We start from the raw sequence: 22,753 nt of genomic DNA, 5'->3' as shown, positions 1-22,753 counted from the left end.
TGGGTCGGTCGTTCACACAGGACACGCACCAAACAGGAGGTCTGGACCCGTGGCTACAGTCGAGCTCACCAAGGAGAACTTCGACCGGACGGTCAGCGAGAACCCGTTCGTGCTGATCGACTTCTGGGCGGGCTGGTGCCGCCCCTGCCTGCAGTTCGCCCCGGTCTACGAGAAGGCCGCGCAGGACCACCCCGACCTGGTCTTCGCCAAGGTGGACACCGAGGCCCAGCAGGAGCTGGCCGCGGCCTTCCAGATCACCTCGATCCCGACCCTGATGATCGTCCGGGACCAGGTGGCGATCTTCTCGCAGCCCGGAGCCCTGCCGGCAGCCGCACTGACCGACCTCATCGGGCAGGCCCGCGCCCTCGACATGGACGAGGTCAGAGCGAAGATCGCCGAGTCGGAGCCGTCGGCCGGTCCGGCGGCCGACCCGCGGCCCGACGAGACCCCCGGCACGCCGCAGCCCTGACCTTGCCGGCCGCGGCCCGTCCGCTGCGGAGACACTGGTCCCCATGACTGAAGCGATGGAGTACGACGTCGTGGTGCTCGGCGGGGGACCGGCCGGCGAGAACATCGTCGACCGGACCCGGGCCGCCGGGTTGACCACGGCGCTGGTGGAGAGCGAGCTGGTCGGCGGCGAGTGCTCGTACTGGGCCTGTGTGCCGAGCAAGGCCCTGCTGCGACCGGCGCTGGCACGGGCCGAGGCGCGGCGGGTGCCGGGGCTGGCCGGTGCCGTGGCGGGCCCGCTGGACGCGGAGGCGGTGTTCGCGCACCGTGACTACGGGACCGGGAACTGGAACGACGAGGGACAGGTCGGCTGGATCGACTCCACGGGGGCCGATCTCTACCGGGGTCACGGCCGGCTGTACGGCATTCGCAAGGTGGCCGTGACCAGCCCGGAGGGGGAGCACCACATCCTGTCCGCCCGGCACGCGGTGGTGGTCGCCACCGGCACCCGCGCCGTGGTGCCGGAGGTCCCCGGGCTCGCCGAGGCCCGGCCGTGGACGAGCCGCGAGGCCACGTCCGCGCGGGAGGTGCCGGGCCGACTGCTGATCGTCGGCGGTTCGGTCGTGGCCGCCGAGATGGCCACCGCCTGGCAGGCGCTCGGTTCCCGCGTGACCTTGCTGGTACGGGGATCCGGGCTGTTGCCGCGGATGGAGCCCTTCGCCGGGGAGATGGTCGCCGACGCGTTGCGCGAGGCCGGCGCGGTCGTCCGTACGGGGGTGGAGGTCGAGGCGGTCGAGCGCGACGGGTCGACCGGCCCCGTCACGGTGGTGCTGGCGGGCGGGGAGCGGCTGGAGGGCGACGAACTGCTGGTGGCGACCGGCCGGGCCCCGCGGACCGAGGACATCGGGTTGGACACCGTGGGCCTGACCCCGGGTGACTGGATCGGGGTGGACGAGAGCTGCCGGGTGCCCGGCAGCGACTGGCTCTACGCCGTCGGTGATGTGAACCACCGCGCGCTCCTCACCCATCAGGGCAAGTACCAGGCCCGGATCGCCGGCGCTGCCATCGCCGCCCGCGCAGCCGGGACCGGTGACATCGACACCTCCCGCTGGGGCACCCACGCGGCCACGGCCGATGCGCGAGCCGTGCCGCAGGCCGTGTTCACCGACCCGGAGGCAGCCGCCGTCGGGCTCTCCCTCGCCGAGGCCGAGCGGGCGGGCCACCGGGTGCGGGCCGTCGACCACGACATGGGGAAGGTCTCGGGCGCGGGCCTCTACGCGGAGGGGTACCGGGGTCGCGCCCGGATGGTGGTCGATCTCGACCGGGAGGTCCTCCTCGGGGTCACCTTCGTGGGCGCGGGCGCCGCCGAACTCGTCCACGCGGCCACCATCGCCGTGGTGGGCGAGGTGCCGATCGACCGGCTGTGGCACGCGGTTCCGGCGTTCCCGACCATCAGCGAGGTCTGGCTGCGGCTGCTGGAGGCGTATCGGGGCTAGCCACTTCGGCCGGCGGTGCCGGGCGGTGGGGGCGCGGTGTGGCGGGTGGAGGGAGCGGGACCGGCCAGAGGAACGGAAATCGGCCAGAGGGCGGGAAGCAGGCTCAAGGTCGAGAAGTCTTAGGTTAGCCTAACCTAAGTCGATCAAGTCCGTTCCTGGAAAGGCGTTCTGCCATGCGTGTTGCCCACCTGCCCCGCGTCACCGTCCGGCTCGCCGCCCGCGCCGCCTTCGCCGCGACCGCCGCCGTGGCCCTCGCCCTCGGCACGGCCGGCTCCGCCAACGCCGCGACCTCGACCCGCACGGTGACGGACGGCGGCGCCACCTTCAACCTCAGCGTCACCGCCCCCGGCACGGCCGGCGCCGCCGGGCAGAACGTCACGGTCACGGGCAGCGGGTTCAACTCCGCCAAGGGCATATACGTGGGACTCTGCGCGGTGGACGGCGCCCCCGGCCAGTACAAGCCCACCCCGTGCCTAGGCGGTTCGGACCAGGCGGGCACCACCGGCGCCTCGCACTGGATCAACAACACCTTCGGCGGCACCCTGCCGAACACCTCCACGTTCGGCCCCGGCGGCACCTTCGGCGTCACCCTTCACGTCAAGGCCGACCTCGGCAACGGGAACATCTGCGGCGAGACCGTCGAGTGCGCCGTCGTCACCCGCGCCGACCACTTCAACTCCACCAGCCGCACGTACGACGTCCACGTCCCGGTGACCTTCAACTAGGGACCCCTCGGGCGGCCTTGCCCCACGGATCAGCCCCGGACCAGCGGTCACGTCGACGAGGAAGTCATGACACCCCAGTACCCCAGCACCCCCGCCCGGGCGGGCGCGGCCTCCGCCGCACTCGCGCTCGTGCTCGTCTCGGCAGCACCGGCGGCCACCGCCGGTCCGGCTGCGACCGGGCCCGGACGCACCGTATGGGGCTCGGGCGGACAGCAGTTGACCGTGTCCGTCGCGTCCGGTCCGGATCCGCTCGGCCAGACCGTACGCGTCACCGGTGCGGGCTACGACGGGGCGAAGGGCATCTACGTCGCCTTCTGCAAGGACAACGGGGACAACCGGGTGCCCGCTCCCTGCGTCGGGGGCGCCGACATGACGGGCGGGTCCAAGGCCTCGCAGTGGATCGTGCCCCGGGGCGACGCGCACGCGGGGGAGTTGGGGATCCCGTACGGCGAAGGAGGCCGCTTCGAGGTGGAGTTGAAGCTCACGGCGAGGAACGAGGGGCTGGACTGCACGCAGGTGCCGTGCTCCGTCGTCACCCGGGTCGACCACCGGGGCGCCGGCGACCGCTCCCAGGACGTGCGGGTCCCCATCGCCTTCCGGGGCCAGGATCCCGTCGGCCCCGGAGGCGAGGGAGTCGACGTACCGCAGGGCTCCGTCGCCTACCGGCCGGTGGCGGAGTTCACCACCGCGGGCAAACCGCGCGACCTGATGTTCCACCCCGACTCCCGGAAGCTGTACGTCGGTTCGGACGACCTCCCCGACACGGCCGACGTCAACGAGAGCGGCCTGCACGTGCTCGATCCGGCCGACGGCAAGCTGCGCAGCACCGTCAACCGGGCGCCCGGAGCCAACGGCACGCCGGGCCGGCGGGCGGTGCGGCAGATCATCGCGCCGCTCCCCGGCGACGGGGTCGTCTTCTCCTACCCGCTGCGCGGCATCGGCACGGCCAAGGACGGCGACCCCGTGGCGGCCGGCGCGTGGGTTCCCGGCGGCGCCGTCACGGACACCGGGCCGGGCGTCGCCCCGGGGACGGTGTTCGTCGCACAGGGCTCCGCCTTGTCGGAGGTCGACGTCGCCACCGCCTTGGTGAGGCGCACCGTCACGCCGGCGGGCGGCGACGGGTTCGCCGTGGACCCCGTGCGCAAGGCGATCTGGTTCCCCGACGCGGCCAACGGGCGGATGTACCGGATCGACGCCACCACCCTCCAGGTCACCGCCACCGTCGAACTCCCCGCCGGCGAGGACTACGTCGGATTCGCCGAGGTGGATCCCCGAACGGGTGCGGTCTGGATCGGCATCGGCACCTCGGTCGTCGTCCACGACGCGGCGGGCAAGCGGCTGCGCGTCCTGACGGGCGCCGACCTGCCCCGGGCGGCGAGGTTCGACCCCCTCACGCACGAGGCGTACGTCGTCCGGCAGGACCCGGGCGACCCCTCGCAACCCGGCAGCGACAACAACGGCAGCCTGACGGCGTACCGCACCACCGACTTCCAGGAGGCAGCGAAACCGGTCGTACTCCCGGGAAACCAGGGACAGTTGGGCTTCGCCTCACTCGCGGTCGAACCCGGCGGCGGGACGGTCTTCGTCTCGAACCCCGCCGAGGGCCGCATCACCCGGCTGCAACGCTCCGTCTCACCGAAGGTGACGCAAGGCCCCACGGCCCAGACCGTCACGGAGGGGGCCGAAGCCGTGTTGAGCGCGCGCGCCGACGGGACCCCGGAGCCCGCCGTCAGCTGGCATGTCAGTGCCGACGGGGGCCGGACGTGGAAGGCGGTCGCGGGGGCGAACGCCCCGGTGCACGCCTTCACGGCCCGGGCCTCCGACAACGGCCACCGCTTCCGCGCCGAGTTCAAGAACGAAGGCGGCACCAGCCGCACCACGCCCATCACCCTCACGGTCGGCCGGGCCGGCACCACGGGCGGCGGCTCGGGCACCACGGGGACGAGCGACGGCACGTCGGGCGGTGACGCGGGCGACACCACGACCGGCGGTACCACCGGCGACGGCACGTCGGGGGCGTCCGGCACGGGCGGCGTGCCGGACTCGGAGGGCTCCGTGGGCTCCGCGGGTTCCGTCGGTGCCGGCGGCTCCGCCGGTTCCGCCGGTGCGTCCGGTTCAGCCGCCGGCACCGGATCCGGCGGCACGGTCGGCGGTTCGGGCACCACGACCACGGGCGGCGGCGCCCTGGCCTCCACCGGCACGGCGGTCGCCGGCCTGGCCGGGAGCGCGGTCGCCCTCACCGCGGCCGGCTGGTTCCTGGTCCGCCGCAGGCGCGCGGGCGCCGCGGCCTGAGGAGGGCGCGGAGCCCGGGGGGAGGGGCCCGCGGAACCCGCGGGCGGGCCCTGTTGAATGGGTCGCGCGCGTAGCCACCGGCGGCCCACGACCGGCGGCCGCGGTGACCGAAGGAGCAGCCACCACCGTGATCGTGATCGCCCACCTCAGCGACGTCCACATCGACGGCGGCTCACGCGCCGCCGACCGCACCCGCGCCGTCATGGCCTACCTGGACGATCTGCCGTACGACCTCGACGCGGTGCTGGTCAGCGGCGACGTCGCCGACACCGGCGCGCCCGCCGAGTACGAGGAGGCCCGCGCCCTGCTCGCCTCCCGTCATCCCACGGTCATCTGCCCCGGCAACCACGACGATCGCATCGCTTTCCGCCGGGTCCTGCTGGAGGAGGAGGAACCGTCCGGGCTGCCGGTGGACCGGGTGCTGCGCGCCGAGGGGTTCGTGCTGGCCGTGTGCGACTCCTCCGTACCCGGCGAGGACCACGGGCTCCTGACGGAGTCGACGGTGGCCTGGCTGGACGGCGTACTCGCGGACACCCCGTACGAGGTGCCCGTCCTGGTGGCGTTCCACCACCCGCCGGTGCCCCTGCACACCCCGTACGTGGACGGGATCAGGCAGTTCGGAGAGGAACGCCTCGCGGAGCTGGCCGGACGCCATCCGCACCTGCGCGCCTTCCTGTGCGGGCACGCGCACACGGCGGCCGCGACGACCTTCGCGGGCCGGCCGCTGCTGGTCGCGCCCGGTGTGGTGTCCACGATCCGGCTCCCGTGGGAGAGCGCGACGGGACCCGACCACCACGTCCACCTCGACGAGCCGCCCGCCGTCGCCTTCCACGTGCTGGGCGACGACGGGCGGTTGACGACCCACTACCGGGTGGTCACCGGACGGCGGTAGCGGCTGCCGTCCCGGGTCCGGGTGAGCCGGCCCGAGGTGATCAGGTAGCGCCGGAGCGCCGAGCAGTCCTCGTGCACGGTGCGCAGCGCCTCGTTGACCTCGGGCTCGGTGTAGTCCCGGTCCTGCGCGAACAGGGTGTCGGCGAGGTGCGCGAGCAACTGCTCGCGCCGGGCCGCCTTGCGCGGGATCGCGAGCAGCCGCCCTCCGGAGAAGAGGTCCTCCACGCCACGCCCGTGCCGGACGGCCGGTACGGAAGTGGGCGTGGAGACGGTTCCGGAGGAATCGTGATGCTCGGTGCTCTGTGACATGTCAGCGAGCTTCGCCTGTCGCTTCCCTCCGGAGCAACGCAATTTCCACCGCGCGGAGGGACGGGACGGCTCTCGCCGGACCGAAACGCTCCGTTCAGGGACCGACGGTGATCTGCTGCGCCGGGTTCGTGGTGTCGGTGACCTTGTAGACGGCGTTGAAGGTGGAGGTGGTCGCGCTCGTCGGGCAGCCGAAGCCGCCGGTGACCGTGACCGGCACGGTGGCGTTGGTGAAGGTCAGGCTGGGCGGTGCGCCGTTGGTCCAGGTGCCGTTGACGCCGGCCGGGGCCGTGGGCGCCGTGGTGACGACACAGTTGGCCAGGCCGGTCGTGGTCACGACGAGCCCGCCGACCGGGACGTTCATCGTCGCGGTGATCGGGGAACCGTGCTGCATCGATACCGACCAGGCGCCGCTGGTGGTGACCGTCGGGGTCACGCCCCAGACGCTGGAGGTACAGGAGCTGTAGGTCGGCGGGGTGATGGGCGAGGAGACCGGCCCGGCCGGGTTCTGGTTGCCGGGGGCGGCCGGCACCGTACCGGTGGACACGGAGACCGTGCAGGTCACCGTGACCGAACCGGCCTTGAGCGTGGCCTTCCCGCTGAGGGTGGCCTTGAAGGCGTGCCCGGCCGGGGTGACCGTGGTCGACCCCGCCAGCGGTAACGGCGAGGCGGTGGCGGTGGCCGAGGCCACCGTCAGGGCGGCCGCGGCCGCCATCCCGAGGGCGAGCGCGGTGCGCGTACGGCTCATGGCTGAGCTCCTTGGGGATCGTGGTGCGGGGTGGGAGCGGGGGGTGTGTCATCCGCCCCGGGGGCGGCGGAGCCCCCGGGACGACGGGCCGCGGACGGCTGCCAGGCGAACATCAGGCCGCCGCCGAGGATGCCGAGGAGGGTGCCGATCAGGAACCCGCCGAGATTCGACAGGACCAGCGCGGCGGTGGCGATGAGCGTGGTGAGGACCCCGGCGAGGGAGCGTTGCTGGGGGGAGAACCAGGCGGTGACCCCGAGGACGATCATGACGATCCCCATCAGGACGGACGGAATGCCCGCCACCCCCTGCTGGAGCATGATCTTCAGCGGTGCCAGGGGCAGGACGCAGATCCACGCTCCGGCCAGGACGGCGAAGAGCCCGCCCCAGAACGGCCGGCCGCGCCGCCACCGCCGCCAGCGGCTCAGAAGCATTCCTTCTTGCCCTTGCTGACGCTCATGTTCAGCCCGGACAGCTTGAACGTTCCGGCGTTGGTGGCCCACGCCGTCTGCTGGAGACCGGTGATGCTCACCGTGTCCGCCTGCTGGGCGAACAGGTCCTGCATGCCCTGCGCCTCCGCGGGCCCCTTGTCCAGGGTGGAGGCGTCGCGTCCGATCTCGATGTTCGTGAAGACCGCGTCACCCGAGAGCTGCGTCGCGTCGACGAACAGGTTCGTCGCCTCGACCGGCTTCTTCTGCCCGGCGGTCAGGTTGAGCGAGATGTCGCCGATCATCGGAAGGGTGGTGACCACCGACTGGCACAGGCTGTTCAACTTCGCCTCCCTGATGGCGGTGACCGCCACCGGGATCAACTCCTCGCGGGCGTTGACGTCGACGCTGCCGTACTGCGCGAAGCCCTCGCCCTCCAAGCTCTTCGCCGACACCTTGAACTGCTGCCCCGACACCGCGAAGGACGCGGCGAGCGCCCCTTGGGCCAGGGCGATGCCGAGTCCCGCCGTCACGGCCACGGCCGGCACCGTCAGCAGGGCGAACCGGCGCCAGCGCACCCGCCCTTCGCCTCTGCCCGCGTCGCCCGTTCCGTCCCCGCCGGTCGTGCCGGGGGGCTCGGATAAGTTCGGTGAATCCGCCATGAGATCGTCCCTTATCTCGGCTGTGCACCTTTGTTACCGACGAGTTGAATGTAAGAGTGCCAATGGTGGTTGGCAAGGTTGTGCGAGTGCGCCTTTTGAGCCGACTCCTACTGCTCCGTACGCAGCAGTTCGGCGACCTCCGCCTCGACCCGACGCGCCATCGCCCGGGCGAACTCGGCGGCCACGACCTCGCCGGCCACCGGTCGGAGCGCCGCCACCGCCTCCCGTACGTGATCCAACTGGGTGGCCGAAAGTGGCTCAAGGCCCTCCGCGCCGATCACATGCCGGCGGAAAAGTCCGACGAAGCGGTCCGCGAGCGCGTCCGCCTGGATCTGTACGAAGTCGCCCGCGTCCAGGATGTCCCCCAGCGGCACCCCCTGCCGCACCAGCGCCAGCGTCGCCTCCAGCAGCCGCCGGTTCGGGTACGTCACCAGGTCCCCGTCGACCCGTACGTAGCCCAACTGCGCCGCCCGCCGGGTGTGTTCGGCGGTCGCCTCCGGGCCGAACAGTTCGCGCAACTCGGCCCGGGTCATCGTCACCGGCTCCTCGTGCACCCAGTCCCGGGTCATCTCGCGTTCCAGTCCGAGGAGTTGGGACAGGCCGCCGCCCTGCTCCCAGGCGGTCAGCAACTCCCCGATGCCCTTCACGGTGTACCCGCGCCCCAACAGGTCGCTGATCAGGCGCAGTCGGGTCAGGTGATCGTCGGAGTACCAGGCGATCCGGCCCTCCCGCCGCGGCGGCGGCAGCAGCCCGCGCTCCTGGTAGTAGCGCAGGTTGCGCACCTTCACGCCGGCCGCGCGGGCCACGTCCTCCCGGCGGTAACGCCGCCCCGGGTCCCCGCCTGCGGTCATGCCCTCGACCGTTCCGTCCGTCTGCACCTGGCTGCTCACGCGGCCGAGTGTAGGACGTACCGGCAGGTCACATGGGGCGCGTCCGCTCCTCGCGCTTGATCGCCCGCAGCACCACGAACTTGGGCTCGCTCGCGGCTACTTCACTGTTGCCGAAGAGCCGGCGCAGATGGGTGTGGTAGCCCATGTGGCGATTGGCCACCACCCAGAGCTCACCGCCCGGCCGCAGCACCTTGCGCGACTGCGCGAACATCCGCAGGGCCGTCGCGTCCGTCGTCGCCTGGTGGGAGTGGAACGGCGGGTTGCACAGCACCAGGTCCACGGAGCCGGGCGGCAGCATCGCGACGCCGTCGCCGACCAGGAACTCCGCCGTACGCCGACCCGCCGGCACGTTGGCCTCGTACGTGGCCCGTGCGGAGGCGACCGCCTGGTACGACTCGTCCGTGAAGACGACCTCGGCGTCCGGGTCGGCGACCGCGACCGCCGTGCCGACGACGCCGTTGCCGCAGCCCAGGTCCACGACCCGGGCCCCGTCCGTGTTCGTCGGGATGTTCTGGAGGAAGAAGCGCGTCCCGATGTCCAGCCGGTCCGCGCAGAAGATCCCCGCGTGGTTGACGACCTTCAGGCCGGCGCCCGAGCCGCCGTCCTCGTCCACCGTGTACGTCAGCGGCCACGGACCCGGGGTGGTCGGTCGCGCGGCACCGGGATTGCCCGGCGTGCAGAAGATCAGGCGTGCCTTCTTCTCCGCGAGCGAGGTCTTCGTCGGGCCGAGGATCTTCTCGAAGAGGCGCAGCGTCGAGGTGTGGATCTCCTTGACCATGCCGGCGCCCACGACCACGGTGCCCGCGTGCACGTGGGGAGCCACCCGGTACAGCTGGTCCTCCAGCAGCGCCAGGCTCTTCGGCACCCGCACGAGCAGGACGTCGATCCGCTCCGGTGGCGCGTCCTGCGTGGTCAGCAGGGACACCGTCGCCTTGGACGTACCGATCCCGGCCCGGTCCAGGTTCGCCTCGGTGGCGGCCCGGGTCAGCGAGGAATCGGTGATCTGCGTCGGACGGTACGAGGCCAGGGCCGTCGTCAGGGTTCCCCAGCGGTCACCGAGTACGGTGATCTGCCCGGCGGCGGCCAGGTCCACGGGGCCCCGCTCGCCGGTACCGGCGTCGAGATGACGCAACAGGTACTCGTCGGCGGCGTCCCAGGCCTGGAGCCGGTCGCGCGGGTCCGCGGGGAAGCGGGTGAGTTCGTAGGAGCCGAAGGGCGTGGTCAGGCGGTTCATATGGAACCCAGGCTATCGGAGTCGGCCGCCCGGCCCCGCACACGCGGGGCCGCAGGGACCGCACGACTCGGAGAACGCACCCGACGGCGCGCGTTTGCGCAGGCGGGAGCGCTGCGCGGGCCGGCCGTGGCTCGTGGCGCCCGCGCCGCCGGGCGGGGGCGTCCGAGGGCCCGCCGAGGCCCGGGCGCGGGGGGACGCGGCCGGGGCGGACAGGTCTGCCCGGGGAGGCTGCTCCCGAAGGGTCCGGGTCCGGGTCCGGGTCGGGTCCGGGTCCGGGTCGGGTCCGGGCCCGGCCCAGGGTCCTTCGGGGGGCCGCCGGATCGCCTACTCGGGGAAGTCGCCCGCCATGGCCGCCGCGATGCGCAGGTGCGGGGCGGCCTCGGCTGCCCGGCCCTGGCGCTGCAGGGTGCGCCCGAGCAGCAGCTGCGCGTAGTCCTCGACCGGCCAGCGCTCCAGGATCGCGCGCAGCTCGCGCTCCGCGCGCGACAGCTGGGCCGAGTGGTAGTAGGCCCGGGCCAGCAGCAGCCGGGGAGCCAACTGCTCCGGAGCCTCGTCGGCGAGCGTGACCAGGACGCGCGCGGCCGTCGCGTACTCCTTCGCGTCGAAGAACAGCCCGGCGCGCTCCCAGCGCTCCGCCGCCGTGCCGTGCTCGTGGTATGCCGTCGGCGCGTTCATCGCGTCCCTTCCGCTCGCTCCCGGTGGGTGTCGGTCCGTCCAACACGCCCTCCCGCCGGAACATTCCAGGCACAGGACCGGCCATACGGCCGCCGACCGGGACTAAGTTGTCCAACATGAGCAATCTCGATCGCCAGCCAGCTCTCTCCGCCTGCGGCGGCCGCGGTTTCGTCGTGGCCGAACCGGTACGCGAGCTCCTCAGCCCGCGCACCGTCAAACTCGGTGAATCCACCGAGGTCCGCCGACTCCTGCCGAACCTGGGCCGCCGCATGGTCGGCGCCTGGTGCTTCGTCGACCACTACGGTCCGGACGACATCGCGGACGAGCCCGGCATGCAGGTCGCACCGCACCCCCACTCGGGGCTGCAGACCGTGAGCTGGCTGCACGACGGGGAGGTGCTGCACCGCGACAGCGAAGGCAGCCTCGCCACGATCCGCCCCCGCGAACTGGGCCTGATGACCTCCGGCCGGGGCATCAGCCACTCCGAGGAGAGCCCCCGCCCGCACGCGCGCTTCCTGCACGGTGCCCAACTGTGGGTGGCCCTGCCCGACGCGCACCGGAACGTGGCCCCCCACTTCCAGCACCACCCCGAACTCCCGCAGGTCACCGCCCCCGGTGTGACCGCCACGGTGATCCTGGGCAGCCTGGACGGGGCAACCTCGCCCGGTACCGCGTACACCCCCATCGTCGGCGCCGACCTCACCCTCGCCGGCGGCACCGAAACCCGGCTGCCCCTCGACCCGGACTTCGAGTACGCGGTCCTGTCGATGTCCGGCGAGGCCCACGTCGACGGCGTCCCCGTCCTGCCCGGCGCCATGCTCTACCTCGGCTGCGGCCGCACCGAACTCCCCCTCCGCGCAGCCTCGGACGCCGGCCTGATGCTGCTGGGCGGCGAACCGTTCGAGGAGGAGATCGTGATGTTCTGGAACTGGATCGGCCGCTCCAACGAGGAGATCGTCCGGTTCCGCGAGGACTGGACGAACGGCACCCGCTACGGCGAGGTGAAGGGCTACGACGGCCCTCCGATTCCTGCCCCGGAACTTCCCCCAACTCGCTTGAAGCCCAGGGGTAGAACGCGCTGAACAGTGCTGATGCCATCAAGGGTGTGGGCTGCACGTGGCGGCTCCCATCGTTCCGCTTCTGGGCGGTGGAGCCGTCCCCGATCGGCCGCATGACGCTGCCGGGGGCCTCCGGGGCCTCCGGGGTGTCCCCGCCCGGCCCGGTACGACGGCCGCCCTGGTGCGGGCGGCCGTTGGGGTGTTCCGGTCGGGTCAGCCCGCGGAGCCGGCGCGGCGCATGCGCGCGGCGAGCAGGAGGCCCGCGCCGGCGACGAGAGCGGTGCCCGCGCCTCCGGCCATCATCCCCGCGTCACCGGAGCCAGTGGCGGCGAGGGGCGCGCCGTTGCCGCCCTGGGCGGTGACGGCGGTGTTGCCGGAACCGGCGCCCGTGTTGGCGGCCGGTCCCGTACCGGTGCCGGTGGTCTGACCGGGCTTGGTGTGGCCCTGCTGGCCCTTGCCCTTGTCCTGCTCGGCCTTCTTGTCCTTGGCGGCGGCCTCGTACTGGCCGGTCGCCAGGAAGGCGACGCGGTCGGCGGGGGTACCCGCCAGCGCGGCACGGCCGGCCTTCACCACTTCCGGGCCTCCGCGCTCGACGATCCGGGCGACCTTCAGGGTGTTGTCCTGGTCGCGGAGTGTGTGCTGGGTCACCTCCAGGAAGTGGCGCAGCTGGGCGGGAGTCGCGGAGCCCCGCAGCAGTTCGCTGATCGCCTCGCTGAGGATGGGTCCGTCCCAGCCCTCGTCGATGCGGGCGAGCTCGACCCGGTCGTCCTCGGCCTGGGCGTGGTACCGGCCCTTCTCCAGGAAGGCGGTGCGGTCGGCGGGCGTGCCCTTGAGGGCCTTCTTTCCCGCTTCCTTCACCCCGGGGCCACCGGTGTTGATGATCCGGGAGATCTCGACCTGGTTGTCCTCGTCACGCAGCTCGTGCTGGGTGACCTGGTAGAAGTGCCGGATTTCTTCCAGCGTCACGTTGTCGCCGTTGAAGATCTTCTTGATGGCGGCGCTCAGCGCGGGACCGGCCTTGTGCTCGAGCCTCGCGATCAGGATGCGGTAGTCGTCGAGACGGATCCGGTGCTGGTCGGTCTCGATGAACTTGCGCATGGCCGCGGGGCCGTCGGCGATGGCCTGGTTGCCGGCTTCCTTCATGTACTCGCTGGCCATCGGGTCGCCGATGATCGCGAGGATGGTCTTGCGGTCCTGCTCCGACTGGTCCTTGCCGGACTCATCCTTGCCGGGCTGATGCCTGCCGGCCTCGCCCGGCGCCGCCTGGTCGGGTGCGGTCGGGGACGGCGGGGTGGCGGACGTGGTGCTCTCCCCGTCGGCGGCGAACGCCGACGACGAGAGGAGAACGGCCGGAGCCAGTGCAGCGGTGGTGACGGCTGCGGCAATCCGGGACAACTTCACAGAAAAACCCCCATGGAAATGATCATTACGCCATGTGTGACCCACCATCGAAGGGAATGGTTGTACGGGTGGTCGCGAAATATCGGACGTGCCGGCGAATTGAACGCGACCCGGGGCGAACCGGTCGGCGATCTTCGCCGCCGACCGGACCGATGCGGGGCAGGCGAACTTTCGCAGCGGCCGGTCGCGTGTCTGGCCGGACCTCGCCGTCGGCCGGCGCGTTCTGCCCGCTGCCTCGCTCGCGCACACGAGCCCTTCTCCCTCCCGCCAGTTCGGGGGAGTCGGTGGACGGCCCGATCGCACAGCGATGTAGAAAGAGACCCTCGTGCGCCCTGGCCCAGGGCGCACACATTTCTGGGGGAAACACGACCATGCACATCCGCGCGCTCCGCAGAGCGCTGATACCCGTACTGGCCGCCTGCGCCGTGACCGTCCTGATCCCGGCGGCCGCTTCCCCGGCAGCCGCAGCCGGCCCCGGTGAGTGCCGCAGCACCGGAAGCGGCGAATTGGCGTTGATTTCCGCCGGCCAGAGGCTGGAGTCGGGTTCCCGACTGGTGGACAAGGTCAGCGCGGCCGAACTGGTCATGCAGCCCGACGGGAACCTGGTGCTGTACGCCCTCGGCAACCCGGGCGGCTACAAGCTCCCGCTGTGGAACAGCGGCACCTACGGCAACCCCGGCGCCTACGCCACCATGCAGGCGGACGGCAACTTCGTCATCTACCGCAAGGGCGGCAGCGCCCAGACCGGCGGCGGCATCTGGCACACCGCCACCTACGGCACCAGTACCGTCTTCACCCCCCGGGCCTACCTCCTGGCGGGCCGGTTCATCGTCGAGGGACGCGGCAGCAGCGCCGCCACCAATAGGTGGTCCACGGCCAGCCTGGAACAGATGAACCAGCTGTGTTCGGATTACGAGTCGACGCTCGGCTGGTGGGCGGGGTCCTGGGCCCAGTCCGCCAGCGTGTGGCTGGTCCTCCAGAGGGACAACAACCTGGTCATGTACCGCAAGAGCGATGGCAAGGCGATCTGGAACAGCGGCACCTACGGGGGCAGCACTCCCGTGACCCTGCAGATGGGTTGGGGGGACACGGGCGACTTGACCATCAGGCAGGGCGACGGCAACGGAGCGGTTCGCTGGCGTACCGGTACCTCCGGCCATCAGGACGCCTGGGCGCTGCTCCAGGACGATGGCAACTTCGTCGTCTACAAGAAGACCGGTGGCCCCGACAAGGGCGGCGCCCTGTGGAGCACGGGCACCTACAACAAGATCTGACCGATCCGCGCAACGGACGCAACGGACGCAACGGACGCGCCGACTGCGCCCGCGCGGGACGCTCGGACTGCGGTCAGTACCCGCAGGCGCCCGGCCGGAGTTTTCCCGGCCGGGCGTTTGGCATGGGCGTCAGTTGCGGTGAACGGCCAAGAGGCGTCCCGGTGACGTCCACAGATCCGTCTGACCCATGTCCTTCGTCCCCTGCCGGCCGCCCCGTGGCTATCAGGCCCTCTGTGCGACGACCCTTGGTGGTAGCGGGCGGTCATCAGGGCGAGGGTGTCGATCACTCGTCGGCGAACGGCTTCGGGGGCCAGCACCTCGGCGGCGGCGCCGATCTGCAGGACGCGCTCGACCGCGTCACCGACCGACTCGAAGGGCACGGCGATCCGCAGCCACCCGGGGTCGTCCGGTGGCGATACGCCACGGATCGGGAAGCCCGGGCCGCGTGGTGACGGCCGAGGTGCTGCTGTTCTGACGGGTATGCGGCGACGGACACTCCGGCCGTGCGGAACAGCCCCCTTTTCGAGAGACCGACGGGTGGAACCTCAGGGACAGGACAGGACAGGACAGGACAGGACACGACAGGCCCGGCCCGGCAGCGCAGCCGTGGATCGTGTCGGCTCCGAGGGACGGGAGCGGGAAGGATCCGGCCTTCGCATCTGTTCGGGCCAGTAGTGATCCCGAGGTGAGTAGAGGGGCGGGGCTGTGTCAGAGCTGTTCAATGAGGAGACGCGCAAGTTGTTGGACGGGAGGAACTTCGCCACCGTCGCGACTCTGAACCGGGACGGAGGGCCGCAGACCTCGGTGGTCTGGATCCTCAGGGAGGGGGATACGGTGCTGTTCTCCACGACGGCCGGGCGCCAGAAGGCACGGAATCTCGCCCGGGATCCACGGATCAGCCTCACGGTCTTCGACACCGCGAACCCGTACCAGTCCGTCGACATCCGCGGCACCGTCGAATTGATCGACGACGTGGACAAAGCGCTGCCGCGCGAGCTCTCGCAGAAGTACCTGGGCGAGGACCCGCCGGCCGAGCCGGAGGAGACACTCCGGCTGATCGTCCGGGTGACCCCGCAGAAGGTCACAGGCTTCTCCGTCTGAGGCTCGCAGACGCCCGGTCGCCCGCCACGCTCAGCACGGCGGGCAACCGGGCAGAACCGGGACGGGCTTGGCACGCGCCGATCGGCTGCACTCATGCGCGATCACGCTCTACGGCCGGACAACCGGCGGCCGGTGGCGGCGTGCTCCGCTCGTTGCGCCGGGGACGGCGAGCGGAGCCGGCCCCGGCCTGGCGAGCGGAGGAGCACATGAGGATCTTCGGAACAGCAGCGGGTGCTTGTCCAGCCGGCGTCGACACGCTTCCGGCACTCACGCAGCTACGGTCATGGGGCCCGCGTTCGCATCCGACCCCCACATGCGGCGAGTGGGTCAGGTGGTGACGTGCGCGGGTGTCGAGGGGGTGCCCGGCTGTTCGGGGATCTGCGCCGTGATGCCGTTGATGAGGGCGTCGGCGGTGGCGGAGTTCAGGGCGATGGGGATGTCTTCGAGCACCAGGGCGCCCTTGCCGACAGGCGGCGAGGCAATCAGCTCCAGCTCATCCGCACGCCACATCACCGGCTCACCTGTCTCGCGCCACGCCACGCCCTGGTACCACTCGGGCATAGCGACCCCTTGCAGCACGGCGGCGGCCTCGGTCCCGTTCCAGCCCTGCGGGCCGATCCGCTCGAATCCCCGCCGCTCGATCCGCACCCACGTCCCCCGCTGCGTACGGCCGCCCAAGGAACGGCGCTTGCGTACCAACGCTTGACGATTCAATTGGACATGCAGGGCCTTCTCCACGCGTTCCAGTACCTCTTCCACTGGCTGACGGCGCAGATCCACTTGGGCAGCAACGGGCAGGGATCCAGTCATCACGACCTCCTCGGCGAACGGGCGACCGTAGCAGAGGGAGACCCACTGGCACGTTCCGTCCGTCAACATGGAGCCCGTCAACCTCCGCTCTACCGCTGACCGTTGCAGAAACGGAGAAGGGACGGTTGACGTCTTCTTCAACGAGGCCCGGGTCCCATCGCTGCGTGATCTCCCGCGGAGGGCTGCGATGCCCATCTGGTGGACCCCGTGCCGAAGCATGTGAAGCAGAATCGCGAGAGGGCGCTGCCCTTGCGTGGCTACGCAAGGGCAGCGCGCCAGCTGGATTTCTCGGCCTACAGCTTTGATGCAGTGCTGCTCTTGGGACCGCTTACCGCCTGGTGGAGCATGCAGCGCTGAGAGGGGCTCGACGGATCGCGGTACAGGGCGGTGTCGTGGCAGCGGCGGGCCTCTCGAGCTACTCCCTGGTGCAGGACTGCACCGTCAGCGCGGGCCTGTCCCCGGAGCTGCTGGCCGGCGAGGTCTCGGAGGTGGTGCGTACCGGTTCCTACGAGGGCTGTTCACGAGTGCCTCTGGCCTGAGCCAATGCGACGCCTTGAAGATCGCTGCCCGGCTCCAGAGTGATCGTTTCCCGACAGGGTCAGGGTCAGTCCCACCAGAATTCCCAGCAGTGCGTGTCGATGAGTCGCTCGGCGTACGCCGCCAGGGTCTGGGGCCGAGGGCCCTGCCAGATGTTGTCGGGGCAGAAGGCGAAGTGTTCGGCCGCGATGTACAGGGCGTCTTCCCTGCTGGTCGGGGGCGTGGCGATGCTCAGGTGGAGGGTGTCGGAACCAACGGCGACCACGCATGCGCCGAAGCGTCGTTCCCAGTCGGTCACCACGGCGGAGAACGTGGCGGTGTCGTTGTCCCAGTTGGCGGGGCCGTCCCAGCCGACGAGGGTAAGGGCCTCGGCGCCGGAAGGTGCGGCGACCAAGCCCAGGCGTGACTGCGGCCGCCTCAGGGCGAAGTGTTCTGCGTACTCAGCGGCAAGCCGGATGCGATCCGCCGTGTCTTCACGGCCGGGCGCGAGGCCCGGCCAGGTTTGACCGAAGGGGGCCGTGATGGCCAGCCGCTTGTCGGGTGACAGCATGTCGTCGTCCTCGTCGACCGCGGTGTATGTCGCCCACCACTTCGCAAGCAGATCGGCCGGGTCGTGATCGCCGGGTGATGACATCTGCTCGGGGAAGAGCTCGCCGGCGCCCCAGGGCCGGAAGTGGCTGTCCTCGGGGTCGCGCGAGTCGAGAAGCAGGGGCCACACCCCTGAGCGGGGATGCTCGTCGCGGATCCGCTTCCACAACTCCGCGGATGCTGCGCCGTCGCTCAGCCACAGGGCTTGGACGCCTCCGTCGCCTTCATCGGACGTGATCAACCGTCCAGGTGGGAGGGGGACAGCAATGTGTGACAGCAGCTCAGGGTTCACGGGCGGATGCTAGCCGTGGGCTCTGACATGACGGCGATTGCCCGCTCAGCCTCGGCGGTTGGAGTCCAGCCATTCGTCGCTGTTCCACATGACGGGCATGGCACCGACCGGGTCGAATTGGATGTCGGGGTCGTTGCTGTGGACCAGGCAGATCAGCCGGCGTTGAAGTACGGCCGCGTGCCGGGCTCGGTCGGCGATGATGTCGAGCACAGCTTGCGCGGCCCGCGGGCAGACAGCTGTGAACCGGTCGTAGTCGGTGAAGGCGAGGACCAGTCCAGCGCCTTCCGCTGAGTCGTCGTAGGGGCCGTAGCCGGCCACATCGCCGAGGCAGTCGTTGAGTGCGTCAAGGTTGTGGCCGTAGTAGTCGGGGAACTGCAGGGCGGCCGCGATGGCACGGTGCATGTCCTGCTCCGTGGTCCATTGGCCCGCTGACAGCCGGACGACCCGGAAGTCGCGGTCTTCGAGACGCTGCACAGCCTGGTTGAGAAATCGCTGGCGCCAGAAGAGGGTGACGAACGTGTTGCCCATGTATTCGATGCCGGGGAAGCCGGCCGTCGACGTGCTCGGCGTCGGCTTCGAGGCGGCGTGGCGGCGGTAGTCGTCCAGTAGTCGGAAGAACTCCTCGACGGGGTTGGAGTCCGCAGGCGTGGTGCGTTCGATTTCGGCAGCCCAGCTGAGGGAACTGGATGTCCCGCGGCTCTCGTGGAGCCATTGCGTGAAACGCTCTTCGGGCCAGAAATCGAAGGGTTCGTCGATTGCGTGCACGCCCAGTGCGACGCGGTAGCCGGTGAGGAGCGCTTCCAGATGACGCAGTGAGTGACCCGGCAGCCACATGCCGGGGCGGAGGCGGATCTGCTCGAGGAAGTCGTACACGTCCGTGCAGTCCTGCCAGTGCTTGACGGTGTTCTGCGGGCTGTCCTCATTCGGCATGGGGTGAGCCTACGGGGCGGGCAGGAGTGGTCTTTCAGCGCAGGGGCGGACCCGAGGCGGGCGAGGGCGGTCGTTCGGGAGCATCTGTGGTCACCCTCTGGATCTTGTTGCGGCTCGCCCTACGTTTGGCTGGGGCTTCCAGTGCCGCGAGGTCCCGATGCCGGCTGGGTGAAGGCAGGGCTGCGATGACGTCGCTCTTCGAGCGTCTGGACAGGGAAGAAGCCATCGTCCGCGGGGAGCTGTCTTCACTTCGCGAGAAGATCGCGACGACGGAGGAACGGAGACCGACGGCGAAGGCCGCCCAGTCGCGTCCGTCGATCAGCCTGCGCCCCGTGCTCCCGCGCCCCTCCGGAAAGCCACCAAAGGAGCCCAGTCGAACGTCCCAAAATCGTCGAGACGTTCGGCTGGGCTGAAATGCCACGCCACATGGGCGATTCACCCAGCGGATGAGACGCCCCTCAAGCGGTGTGGGGCTCGGGCGGCTAGCGTGATCGATGTGGCGGCCGACAGGTCGCTTTCCCCACAGATGAAGAGCGAGGCGTTACTTTCATGAGCCTGAGCATCCGCAACCAGATCCCCGGCACCATCACCTCCGTCACGGCCGGCGAGGCCATGTCCACGGTGAAGGTCCGTCTGCAGGGTGGCCAGGACATCACCGCCGCGATCACCACCGAGGCGGTCAAGGACCTCGGCTTCGCCGAGGGCACCGCCGTCAAGGCGCTCGTGAAGTCCACCGAGGTCTCCCTCGCCACCGGTCCCGTCGAGGGCATCTCCATCCGCAACCAGATCGCGGGCACCGTCACCGACGTCGCGACCGGCGGCGCCATGGGCTCCGTCAAGGTCTCCGTCGAGGGCGGCGAGCTGACCGCCGCCATCACCAAGGACGCCGTCGAGGCCCTCGGCCTGACCGCCGGCACCTCCGTCGTCGCGCTGATCAAGTCGACCGAGATCTCCCTCTCCGTCTGATCAGCCGCGCACCACGCCCGAGGGCCCCGCACCGAATCGGTGCGGGGCCCTCGGGCTTACCGGACCCATCGGGCCGACAACGTGGAACGTTGGCCGCGAATGAGCGCGAGCCTCGCATGCACAAGGAACTCAGTGCACGCACGGTGTGCGGCCCTGAGCGCACCACGCGCCCCGACGGGTCCGCGCGGATCCCGAAGACGCCCTCCGCGAGGTTCCTGATCAGGGTGTCCACCTGGTATTCGGTACAGGACTTGGAGGCCTTCGTGGCTTTCGGCCACCTCGACCACCTCGACGTCGCCTTCTCCCGAGACCAGCGCAACAAGATCCACGTCCAGGACCGCATGCGCGAGCACGGCCCGCGCCTGTGGAGGTGGCTGGAGGACGGCGCCCACCTCTACGTCTGCGGCGACGCGGGCCGCATGGCCAAGGACGTGGACCGGGTCCTGCGCGAGATCGTTGCCGCGCACGGCGGATTGGACGCGGACTCGGCTGCCGCACACGTGTGGCAGTTGGCGGGCGACAAGGGCTACGTCCGGGACATCCAACGACCACAGCCCCGTCCGTCCCGCGCGCAACGGGAGCGACGTGAGATGTGGTTGCAACCTGGACACCGGTGATCGGATTGCATTTGCTAGGTTGTGAGGGCTGTCCCTCGTCGGCAAGTACTCCAGGAGGTTCCGCGCATGGCCCGCTCGGCTCATCACCAGCTGTTCTCCTACGGCACGTTGCAGTCCCGGGAAGTGCAGCTCGCCCGGTTCGGCCGGTTGCTGGACGGCACGCCCGACGCGCTGCCCCGGTACCGGATGACCTACATCGAGATCACCGACCCCGATGTGATCGCGGCCAGCGGTACCAACAGCCACCCCCTGCTCGTGATCTCCTCCGAGGAGACCGATGTGGTGGAAGGCACCGTCTTCTCCCTCACCGACGACGAGCTCGCCGCGGCGGACGACTACGAGGTCGACGACTACGCCAGGACCCAGGTCGTCCTGCGTTCGGGAACACAGGCATGGGCCTACCTCGGAGCGCAGGCGGCGGAGGAATCCGGCGGCCGCTAGCGCGTGTCTCTCCCGCGCGGTCTCACGGGAGGTGAGCACGTCTTCCCTGCGCCCGAGGAATCTGATCGAGTCGCTGTCGCTGTCGCTGTCGCTGTCGCTGTCGCTGTTCGTCGTCACGGGTTCGCGCGGACGATGACGAGCGAGCCCTCGTAGGTGGGCTGCGTGCGGAGGTGGCCGAAGCGCTCGTCCCATGCCCCCGACTCCAGATCCCGGCTGAGGCGTTCGTCGAAGCGCTCGCGGACGCCGTCGTCCATGAAGCTCCATGCCGAGCAGGCCTGACGGACGGCGGGGTCGAGGAGCATGTCGGGCCGGCCGTAATAGGCCTCGTTGAACCCGTCGGTGCAGTCCAGGGGGATCGGGACCGTCTGCAGGGTGCCGGCGCCGCCGAGTGCCGCGGCCATGTCCTCGATGGGCGGGAAACGGCGCGCTTCGGTGTCGAGGACCTCGGGGGCGTACTCGTACAGCCAGAAGTCGCGTACGAGCTTCGGGTCGCAGGTCAGGACGACGACCGGGCCGCGTGTGACGCGCCGCATCTCGCGCAGGCCGGCTGCGACGTCGTTCCACTGGTGCACGCTGAACAGCGTCATCGCCGCGTCGAACTCTCCGTCGGCGAAAGGCAGGTCCTCCGCGAAGGCATCGACGGCGCGGGCGAGACGGGCCGGGCGCCGGGCACGCATGGACTCGGACGGCTCGACGGCCGTCACGGAGCGGGCGGCGCTCTCGTAGGACCCGGCGCCGGCGCCGACGTTGAGGACGGTCCGCGCACCGTCGAGGGCCTCGGCGATGAACTGGGCGATGCGCGTGTCGGGTTGGCGGTAGGAGGCGTATCCGGTGCCGATGGCGTCGTAGCCGATGTCGCCGGCGCTGCCGTCGCGGGTCCGTGTGGTCATGGGTCCTTACCTCGCCTCGTGAGCAGGAACAGGGGATGTGATGTGCCCGCCCCGTGCCGGTGGTGGCGGCGCACGGGAGCGGGACGGGTGGCGCTACGACCAGAGCCGGAACCGTTCCCAGCCGGTGGCGACGCGTTCGTAGCGCAGCCGGGTGTGGACGCGGCTCTTCGCGGCCTGCCAGAACTCCACTTCGGTGGGGGCCAGGGTGTAGAGGGTCCAGGCCGAGTCGACGAGCGAGGGCTCGCGCTCGATCAGGGCCAGGGCCTTCTCCAGCGCTTGGTCGCGCTCGGCCGGGTCCATCAGGTACTGGCTCCGGCGGCCCAGCAGGGACTCCGCCCGGGCGGTGGGGGAGCGGTCGAGGAAGTCGGCGGCGTTGTCCTCGGCGGAGCCGGGCGTCACGGGCCCGCGGATCCTGACCTGGCGGCCTTGCTCCGGCCAGTAGAAGGTCAGCGCCGCCCGCGGGTGGCGGACGAGCTGCCCGCCCTTGGGGCTGACGGCGTGCCCGGCGAACTGCCATCCCTCCGGGCCGACCCCCTTGAGGATCAGCACGCGCGCGTCCGGGTCGCCGGCGGAATCCACCGTGGACAGCGTCATCGCGTGCGGATCGCGCACCCCGTCCGCCACGGCCCCGACCAACCAGGACAGGAAGAGCCGCACCGGATCGGCCGGAGCCCGCTCCGGATCGAACTCCGGCAGCGGCCCGGCCAAGACCTCGAGGCCGCGCAGCCACTGCCGCGTGCCGTCCACCCGCTCCGAGCCCGCTGCCATCCTCGGCTCCCTCAACTCATTCGGACCACGACAACCTCACGACAACATCTTGCATCCGCAAGGTTGTATTCGTGTATCAGCCGGCAAATGCTCGTTGAATCAACCAGCAGGCTCAGAGGTGCGGCCTTGGATGATGCGCTCCCCCGGCGCGCGGGTCCCGTTCGGCGTGCCGCCGGTGGGAGGCGAACTGCCCGGCCCGGTGCACGCCACGAGTGGGCCACGTTTCGTCACGGACGCTTCCGCACGGGGAACCGGACCCGGTCATCCGCCCCACCGATGGGCGCTGCCC

Annotated in this window: 25 protein-coding genes and 1 pseudogene; 12 read left to right on the top strand and 14 right to left on the bottom strand. The window is 70.9% G+C overall.

The annotated features are described in order from the left end of the window. Positions 1 to 49: 49 nt before the first annotated feature. The 5 genes from ACFY0I_RS12625 (at position 50) to ACFY0I_RS12605 (ending at position 5,852) form a co-directional block, all read left to right on the top strand. Positions 50 to 469 (top strand): thioredoxin family protein, encoded by a 420-nt coding sequence (locus tag ACFY0I_RS12625; RefSeq protein ID WP_388893670.1) that lies wholly within the window; start codon positions 50 to 52, stop codon positions 467 to 469. Between the two features lie 43 nt (positions 470 to 512). Next, positions 513 to 1,943, top strand: a complete 1,431-nt coding sequence (locus ACFY0I_RS12620; protein WP_388893668.1) for a dihydrolipoyl dehydrogenase family protein — start codon at positions 513 to 515, stop codon at positions 1,941 to 1,943. Between the two features lie 173 nt (positions 1,944 to 2,116). Then, complete coding sequence (locus tag ACFY0I_RS12615; protein ID WP_388893666.1) at positions 2,117 to 2,668, top strand: hypothetical protein; 552 nt, start codon at positions 2,117 to 2,119, stop codon at positions 2,666 to 2,668. Positions 2,669 to 2,734: 66 nt separating this feature from the next. Beyond that, positions 2,735 to 4,960 (top strand): hypothetical protein, encoded by a 2,226-nt coding sequence (locus ACFY0I_RS12610; RefSeq protein ID WP_388893664.1) that lies wholly within the window; start codon positions 2,735 to 2,737, stop codon positions 4,958 to 4,960. A 127-nt stretch (positions 4,961 to 5,087) separates the two neighbouring features. Next, positions 5,088 to 5,852, top strand: a complete 765-nt coding sequence (locus ACFY0I_RS12605) for a metallophosphoesterase (RefSeq protein WP_388894391.1) — start codon at positions 5,088 to 5,090, stop codon at positions 5,850 to 5,852. Here ACFY0I_RS12605 and ACFY0I_RS12600 read toward each other — a convergent pair. The 7 genes from ACFY0I_RS12600 to ACFY0I_RS12570 form a co-directional block, all read right to left on the bottom strand. Beyond that, positions 5,825 to 6,160 (bottom strand): DUF2087 domain-containing protein, encoded by a 336-nt coding sequence (locus ACFY0I_RS12600; protein WP_388893662.1) that lies wholly within the window; start codon positions 6,158 to 6,160, stop codon positions 5,825 to 5,827. The two genes, ACFY0I_RS12605 and ACFY0I_RS12600, sit on opposite strands and share 28 nt — an antisense overlap. A 94-nt stretch (positions 6,161 to 6,254) precedes the next feature. Further along, positions 6,255 to 6,905, bottom strand: coding sequence for a hypothetical protein (locus ACFY0I_RS12595; protein WP_362877055.1), 651 nt, complete (start codon positions 6,903 to 6,905; stop codon positions 6,255 to 6,257). Then, positions 6,902 to 7,336 carry a DUF6114 domain-containing protein gene (locus tag ACFY0I_RS12590; RefSeq protein WP_388893660.1) on the bottom strand — a complete coding sequence of 145 codons (435 nt, stop codon included), beginning with the start codon at positions 7,334 to 7,336 and terminating at the stop codon, positions 6,902 to 6,904. Before ACFY0I_RS12590 ends, ACFY0I_RS12595 begins: the two co-directional genes overlap by 4 nt. Next, a complete protein-coding gene (locus tag ACFY0I_RS12585) occupies positions 7,327 to 7,908 on the bottom strand; it encodes a DUF6230 family protein (protein ID WP_388893658.1) in 582 nt (193 codons plus the stop codon). The genes ACFY0I_RS12590 and ACFY0I_RS12585 overlap by 10 nt, the downstream gene beginning before the upstream one ends. A gap of 191 nt (positions 7,909 to 8,099) precedes the next feature. Beyond that, on the bottom strand, positions 8,100 to 8,882 hold the full coding sequence (locus ACFY0I_RS12580; protein WP_388893656.1) for a MerR family transcriptional regulator: 783 nt from the start codon (positions 8,880 to 8,882) through the stop codon (positions 8,100 to 8,102). A gap of 28 nt (positions 8,883 to 8,910) precedes the next feature. After that, positions 8,911 to 10,116 (bottom strand): methyltransferase, encoded by a 1,206-nt coding sequence (locus tag ACFY0I_RS12575; protein ID WP_383998365.1) that lies wholly within the window; start codon positions 10,114 to 10,116, stop codon positions 8,911 to 8,913. Positions 10,117 to 10,440: 324 nt separating this feature from the next. Then, positions 10,441 to 10,791 carry a tetratricopeptide repeat protein gene (locus ACFY0I_RS12570; protein WP_388893654.1) on the bottom strand — a complete coding sequence of 117 codons (351 nt, stop codon included), beginning with the start codon at positions 10,789 to 10,791 and terminating at the stop codon, positions 10,441 to 10,443. 116 nt (positions 10,792 to 10,907) lie between these two features. Between ACFY0I_RS12570 and ACFY0I_RS12565 the strand changes: the two genes are divergently transcribed. After that, positions 10,908 to 11,873 carry a pirin family protein gene (locus ACFY0I_RS12565; protein ID WP_388893652.1) on the top strand — a complete coding sequence of 322 codons (966 nt, stop codon included), beginning with the start codon at positions 10,908 to 10,910 and terminating at the stop codon, positions 11,871 to 11,873. Positions 11,874 to 12,062: 189 nt separating this feature from the next. On the opposite strand, the gene ACFY0I_RS12560 is transcribed toward ACFY0I_RS12565, so the two are convergent. After that, positions 12,063 to 13,244: an ALF repeat-containing protein gene (locus tag ACFY0I_RS12560; protein ID WP_388893650.1), complete on the bottom strand. Its 1,182-nt coding sequence runs from the start codon at positions 13,242 to 13,244 to the stop codon at positions 12,063 to 12,065. Between the two features lie 377 nt (positions 13,245 to 13,621). On the opposite strand from ACFY0I_RS12560, the gene ACFY0I_RS12555 reads away from it, so the two are divergent. Beyond that, positions 13,622 to 14,524 (top strand): hypothetical protein, encoded by a 903-nt coding sequence (locus tag ACFY0I_RS12555; protein WP_388893648.1) that lies wholly within the window; start codon positions 13,622 to 13,624, stop codon positions 14,522 to 14,524. On the opposite strand, the gene ACFY0I_RS12550 is transcribed toward ACFY0I_RS12555, so the two are convergent. Beyond that, positions 14,509 to 14,952: a WYL domain-containing protein gene (locus ACFY0I_RS12550; RefSeq protein ID WP_388894388.1), complete on the bottom strand. Its 444-nt coding sequence runs from the start codon at positions 14,950 to 14,952 to the stop codon at positions 14,509 to 14,511. The genes ACFY0I_RS12555 and ACFY0I_RS12550 overlap by 16 nt on opposite strands. Before the next feature lie 277 nt (positions 14,953 to 15,229). Here ACFY0I_RS12550 and ACFY0I_RS12545 point away from each other — a divergent pair, with 277 nt between their 5' ends. Further along, on the top strand, positions 15,230 to 15,625 hold the full coding sequence (locus ACFY0I_RS12545; protein ID WP_388893646.1) for a PPOX class F420-dependent oxidoreductase: 396 nt from the start codon (positions 15,230 to 15,232) through the stop codon (positions 15,623 to 15,625). Between the two features lie 327 nt (positions 15,626 to 15,952). Here ACFY0I_RS12545 and ACFY0I_RS12540 read toward each other — a convergent pair whose 3' ends face one another. Further along, a complete protein-coding gene (locus ACFY0I_RS12540; protein WP_388893644.1) occupies positions 15,953 to 16,435 on the bottom strand; it encodes a hypothetical protein in 483 nt (160 codons plus the stop codon). 392 nt (positions 16,436 to 16,827) lie between these two features. Between ACFY0I_RS12540 and ACFY0I_RS12535 the strand changes: the two genes are divergently transcribed. After that, positions 16,828 to 16,974, top strand: a complete 147-nt coding sequence (locus ACFY0I_RS12535) for a hypothetical protein (RefSeq protein ID WP_388893642.1) — start codon at positions 16,828 to 16,830, stop codon at positions 16,972 to 16,974. Between the two features lie 65 nt (positions 16,975 to 17,039). Here ACFY0I_RS12535 and ACFY0I_RS12530 read toward each other — a convergent pair whose 3' ends face one another. Together ACFY0I_RS12530 and ACFY0I_RS12525 are read right to left on the bottom strand one after the other, a co-directional pair. After that, positions 17,040 to 17,852, bottom strand: a complete 813-nt coding sequence (locus tag ACFY0I_RS12530; RefSeq protein WP_388893640.1) for a DUF4253 domain-containing protein — start codon at positions 17,850 to 17,852, stop codon at positions 17,040 to 17,042. A 45-nt stretch (positions 17,853 to 17,897) separates the two neighbouring features. Further along, positions 17,898 to 18,782 carry a barstar family protein gene (locus ACFY0I_RS12525; protein WP_388893638.1) on the bottom strand — a complete coding sequence of 295 codons (885 nt, stop codon included), beginning with the start codon at positions 18,780 to 18,782 and terminating at the stop codon, positions 17,898 to 17,900. Between the two features lie 549 nt (positions 18,783 to 19,331). On the opposite strand from ACFY0I_RS12525, the gene ACFY0I_RS12520 reads away from it, so the two are divergent. From ACFY0I_RS12520 to ACFY0I_RS12510, 3 genes and pseudogenes are all read left to right on the top strand, one after another. Next, the gene (locus ACFY0I_RS12520; protein WP_388893636.1) at positions 19,332 to 19,748 is read left to right on the top strand and encodes a molybdopterin-binding protein; all 417 of its coding nucleotides are present in this window, start codon (positions 19,332 to 19,334) and stop codon (positions 19,746 to 19,748) included. 257 nt (positions 19,749 to 20,005) lie between these two features. Then, a pseudogene (locus ACFY0I_RS12515) lies at positions 20,006 to 20,290 on the top strand (hypothetical protein); the annotation flags it as partial. A 141-nt stretch (positions 20,291 to 20,431) separates the two neighbouring features. Continuing rightward, positions 20,432 to 20,806, top strand: a complete 375-nt coding sequence (locus ACFY0I_RS12510; RefSeq protein ID WP_388893634.1) for a gamma-glutamylcyclotransferase family protein — start codon at positions 20,432 to 20,434, stop codon at positions 20,804 to 20,806. Between the two features lie 113 nt (positions 20,807 to 20,919). On the opposite strand, the gene ACFY0I_RS12505 is transcribed toward ACFY0I_RS12510, so the two are convergent. Together ACFY0I_RS12505 and ACFY0I_RS12500 are read right to left on the bottom strand one after the other, a co-directional pair. Then, complete coding sequence (locus tag ACFY0I_RS12505) at positions 20,920 to 21,696, bottom strand: class I SAM-dependent methyltransferase (protein WP_388893632.1); 777 nt, start codon at positions 21,694 to 21,696, stop codon at positions 20,920 to 20,922. 93 nt (positions 21,697 to 21,789) lie between these two features. Further along, positions 21,790 to 22,464 carry a pyridoxal 5'-phosphate synthase gene (locus ACFY0I_RS12500; protein WP_388893630.1) on the bottom strand — a complete coding sequence of 225 codons (675 nt, stop codon included), beginning with the start codon at positions 22,462 to 22,464 and terminating at the stop codon, positions 21,790 to 21,792. Between the last annotated feature and the right edge of the window lie 289 nt (positions 22,465 to 22,753).

Origin of the sequence: Streptomyces sp. NPDC001568 (assembly GCF_042893755.1) — a bacterium.
Taxonomy (GTDB): Bacteria; Actinomycetota; Actinomycetes; order Streptomycetales; family Streptomycetaceae; genus Streptomyces.
This window is presented reverse-complemented; position numbering and strand designations above follow the sequence as displayed.

Excerpts from the sequence above, each read along its gene's own strand:
- ACFY0I_RS12590 (WP_388893660.1), bottom strand. The coding sequence starts at position 7,336 with ATGCTTCTGAGCCGCTGGCGGCGGTGGCGGCGCGGCCGGCCGTTCTGG.
- ACFY0I_RS12500 (WP_388893630.1), bottom strand. The coding sequence starts at position 22,464 with ATGGCAGCGGGCTCGGAGCGGGTGGACGGCACGCGGCAGTGGCTGCGC.
- ACFY0I_RS12620 (WP_388893668.1), top strand. The coding sequence starts at position 513 with ATGACTGAAGCGATGGAGTACGACGTCGTGGTGCTCGGCGGGGGACCG.
- ACFY0I_RS12520 (WP_388893636.1), top strand. The coding sequence starts at position 19,332 with ATGAGCCTGAGCATCCGCAACCAGATCCCCGGCACCATCACCTCCGTC.
- ACFY0I_RS12525 (WP_388893638.1), bottom strand. The coding sequence starts at position 18,782 with ATGCCGAATGAGGACAGCCCGCAGAACACCGTCAAGCACTGGCAGGAC.
- ACFY0I_RS12570 (WP_388893654.1), bottom strand. The coding sequence starts at position 10,791 with ATGAACGCGCCGACGGCATACCACGAGCACGGCACGGCGGCGGAGCGC.
- ACFY0I_RS12610 (WP_388893664.1), top strand. The coding sequence starts at position 2,735 with ATGACACCCCAGTACCCCAGCACCCCCGCCCGGGCGGGCGCGGCCTCC.
- ACFY0I_RS12600 (WP_388893662.1), bottom strand. The coding sequence starts at position 6,160 with ATGTCACAGAGCACCGAGCATCACGATTCCTCCGGAACCGTCTCCACG.
- ACFY0I_RS12505 (WP_388893632.1), bottom strand. The coding sequence starts at position 21,696 with ATGACCACACGGACCCGCGACGGCAGCGCCGGCGACATCGGCTACGAC.
- ACFY0I_RS12510 (WP_388893634.1), top strand. The coding sequence starts at position 20,432 with ATGGCCCGCTCGGCTCATCACCAGCTGTTCTCCTACGGCACGTTGCAG.
- ACFY0I_RS12565 (WP_388893652.1), top strand. The coding sequence starts at position 10,908 with ATGAGCAATCTCGATCGCCAGCCAGCTCTCTCCGCCTGCGGCGGCCGC.
- ACFY0I_RS12615 (WP_388893666.1), top strand. The coding sequence starts at position 2,117 with ATGCGTGTTGCCCACCTGCCCCGCGTCACCGTCCGGCTCGCCGCCCGC.
- ACFY0I_RS12595 (WP_362877055.1), bottom strand. The coding sequence starts at position 6,905 with ATGAGCCGTACGCGCACCGCGCTCGCCCTCGGGATGGCGGCCGCGGCC.
- ACFY0I_RS12555 (WP_388893648.1), top strand. The coding sequence starts at position 13,622 with ATGCACATCCGCGCGCTCCGCAGAGCGCTGATACCCGTACTGGCCGCC.
- ACFY0I_RS12540 (WP_388893644.1), bottom strand. The coding sequence starts at position 16,435 with ATGACTGGATCCCTGCCCGTTGCTGCCCAAGTGGATCTGCGCCGTCAG.
- ACFY0I_RS12575 (WP_383998365.1), bottom strand. The coding sequence starts at position 10,116 with ATGAACCGCCTGACCACGCCCTTCGGCTCCTACGAACTCACCCGCTTC.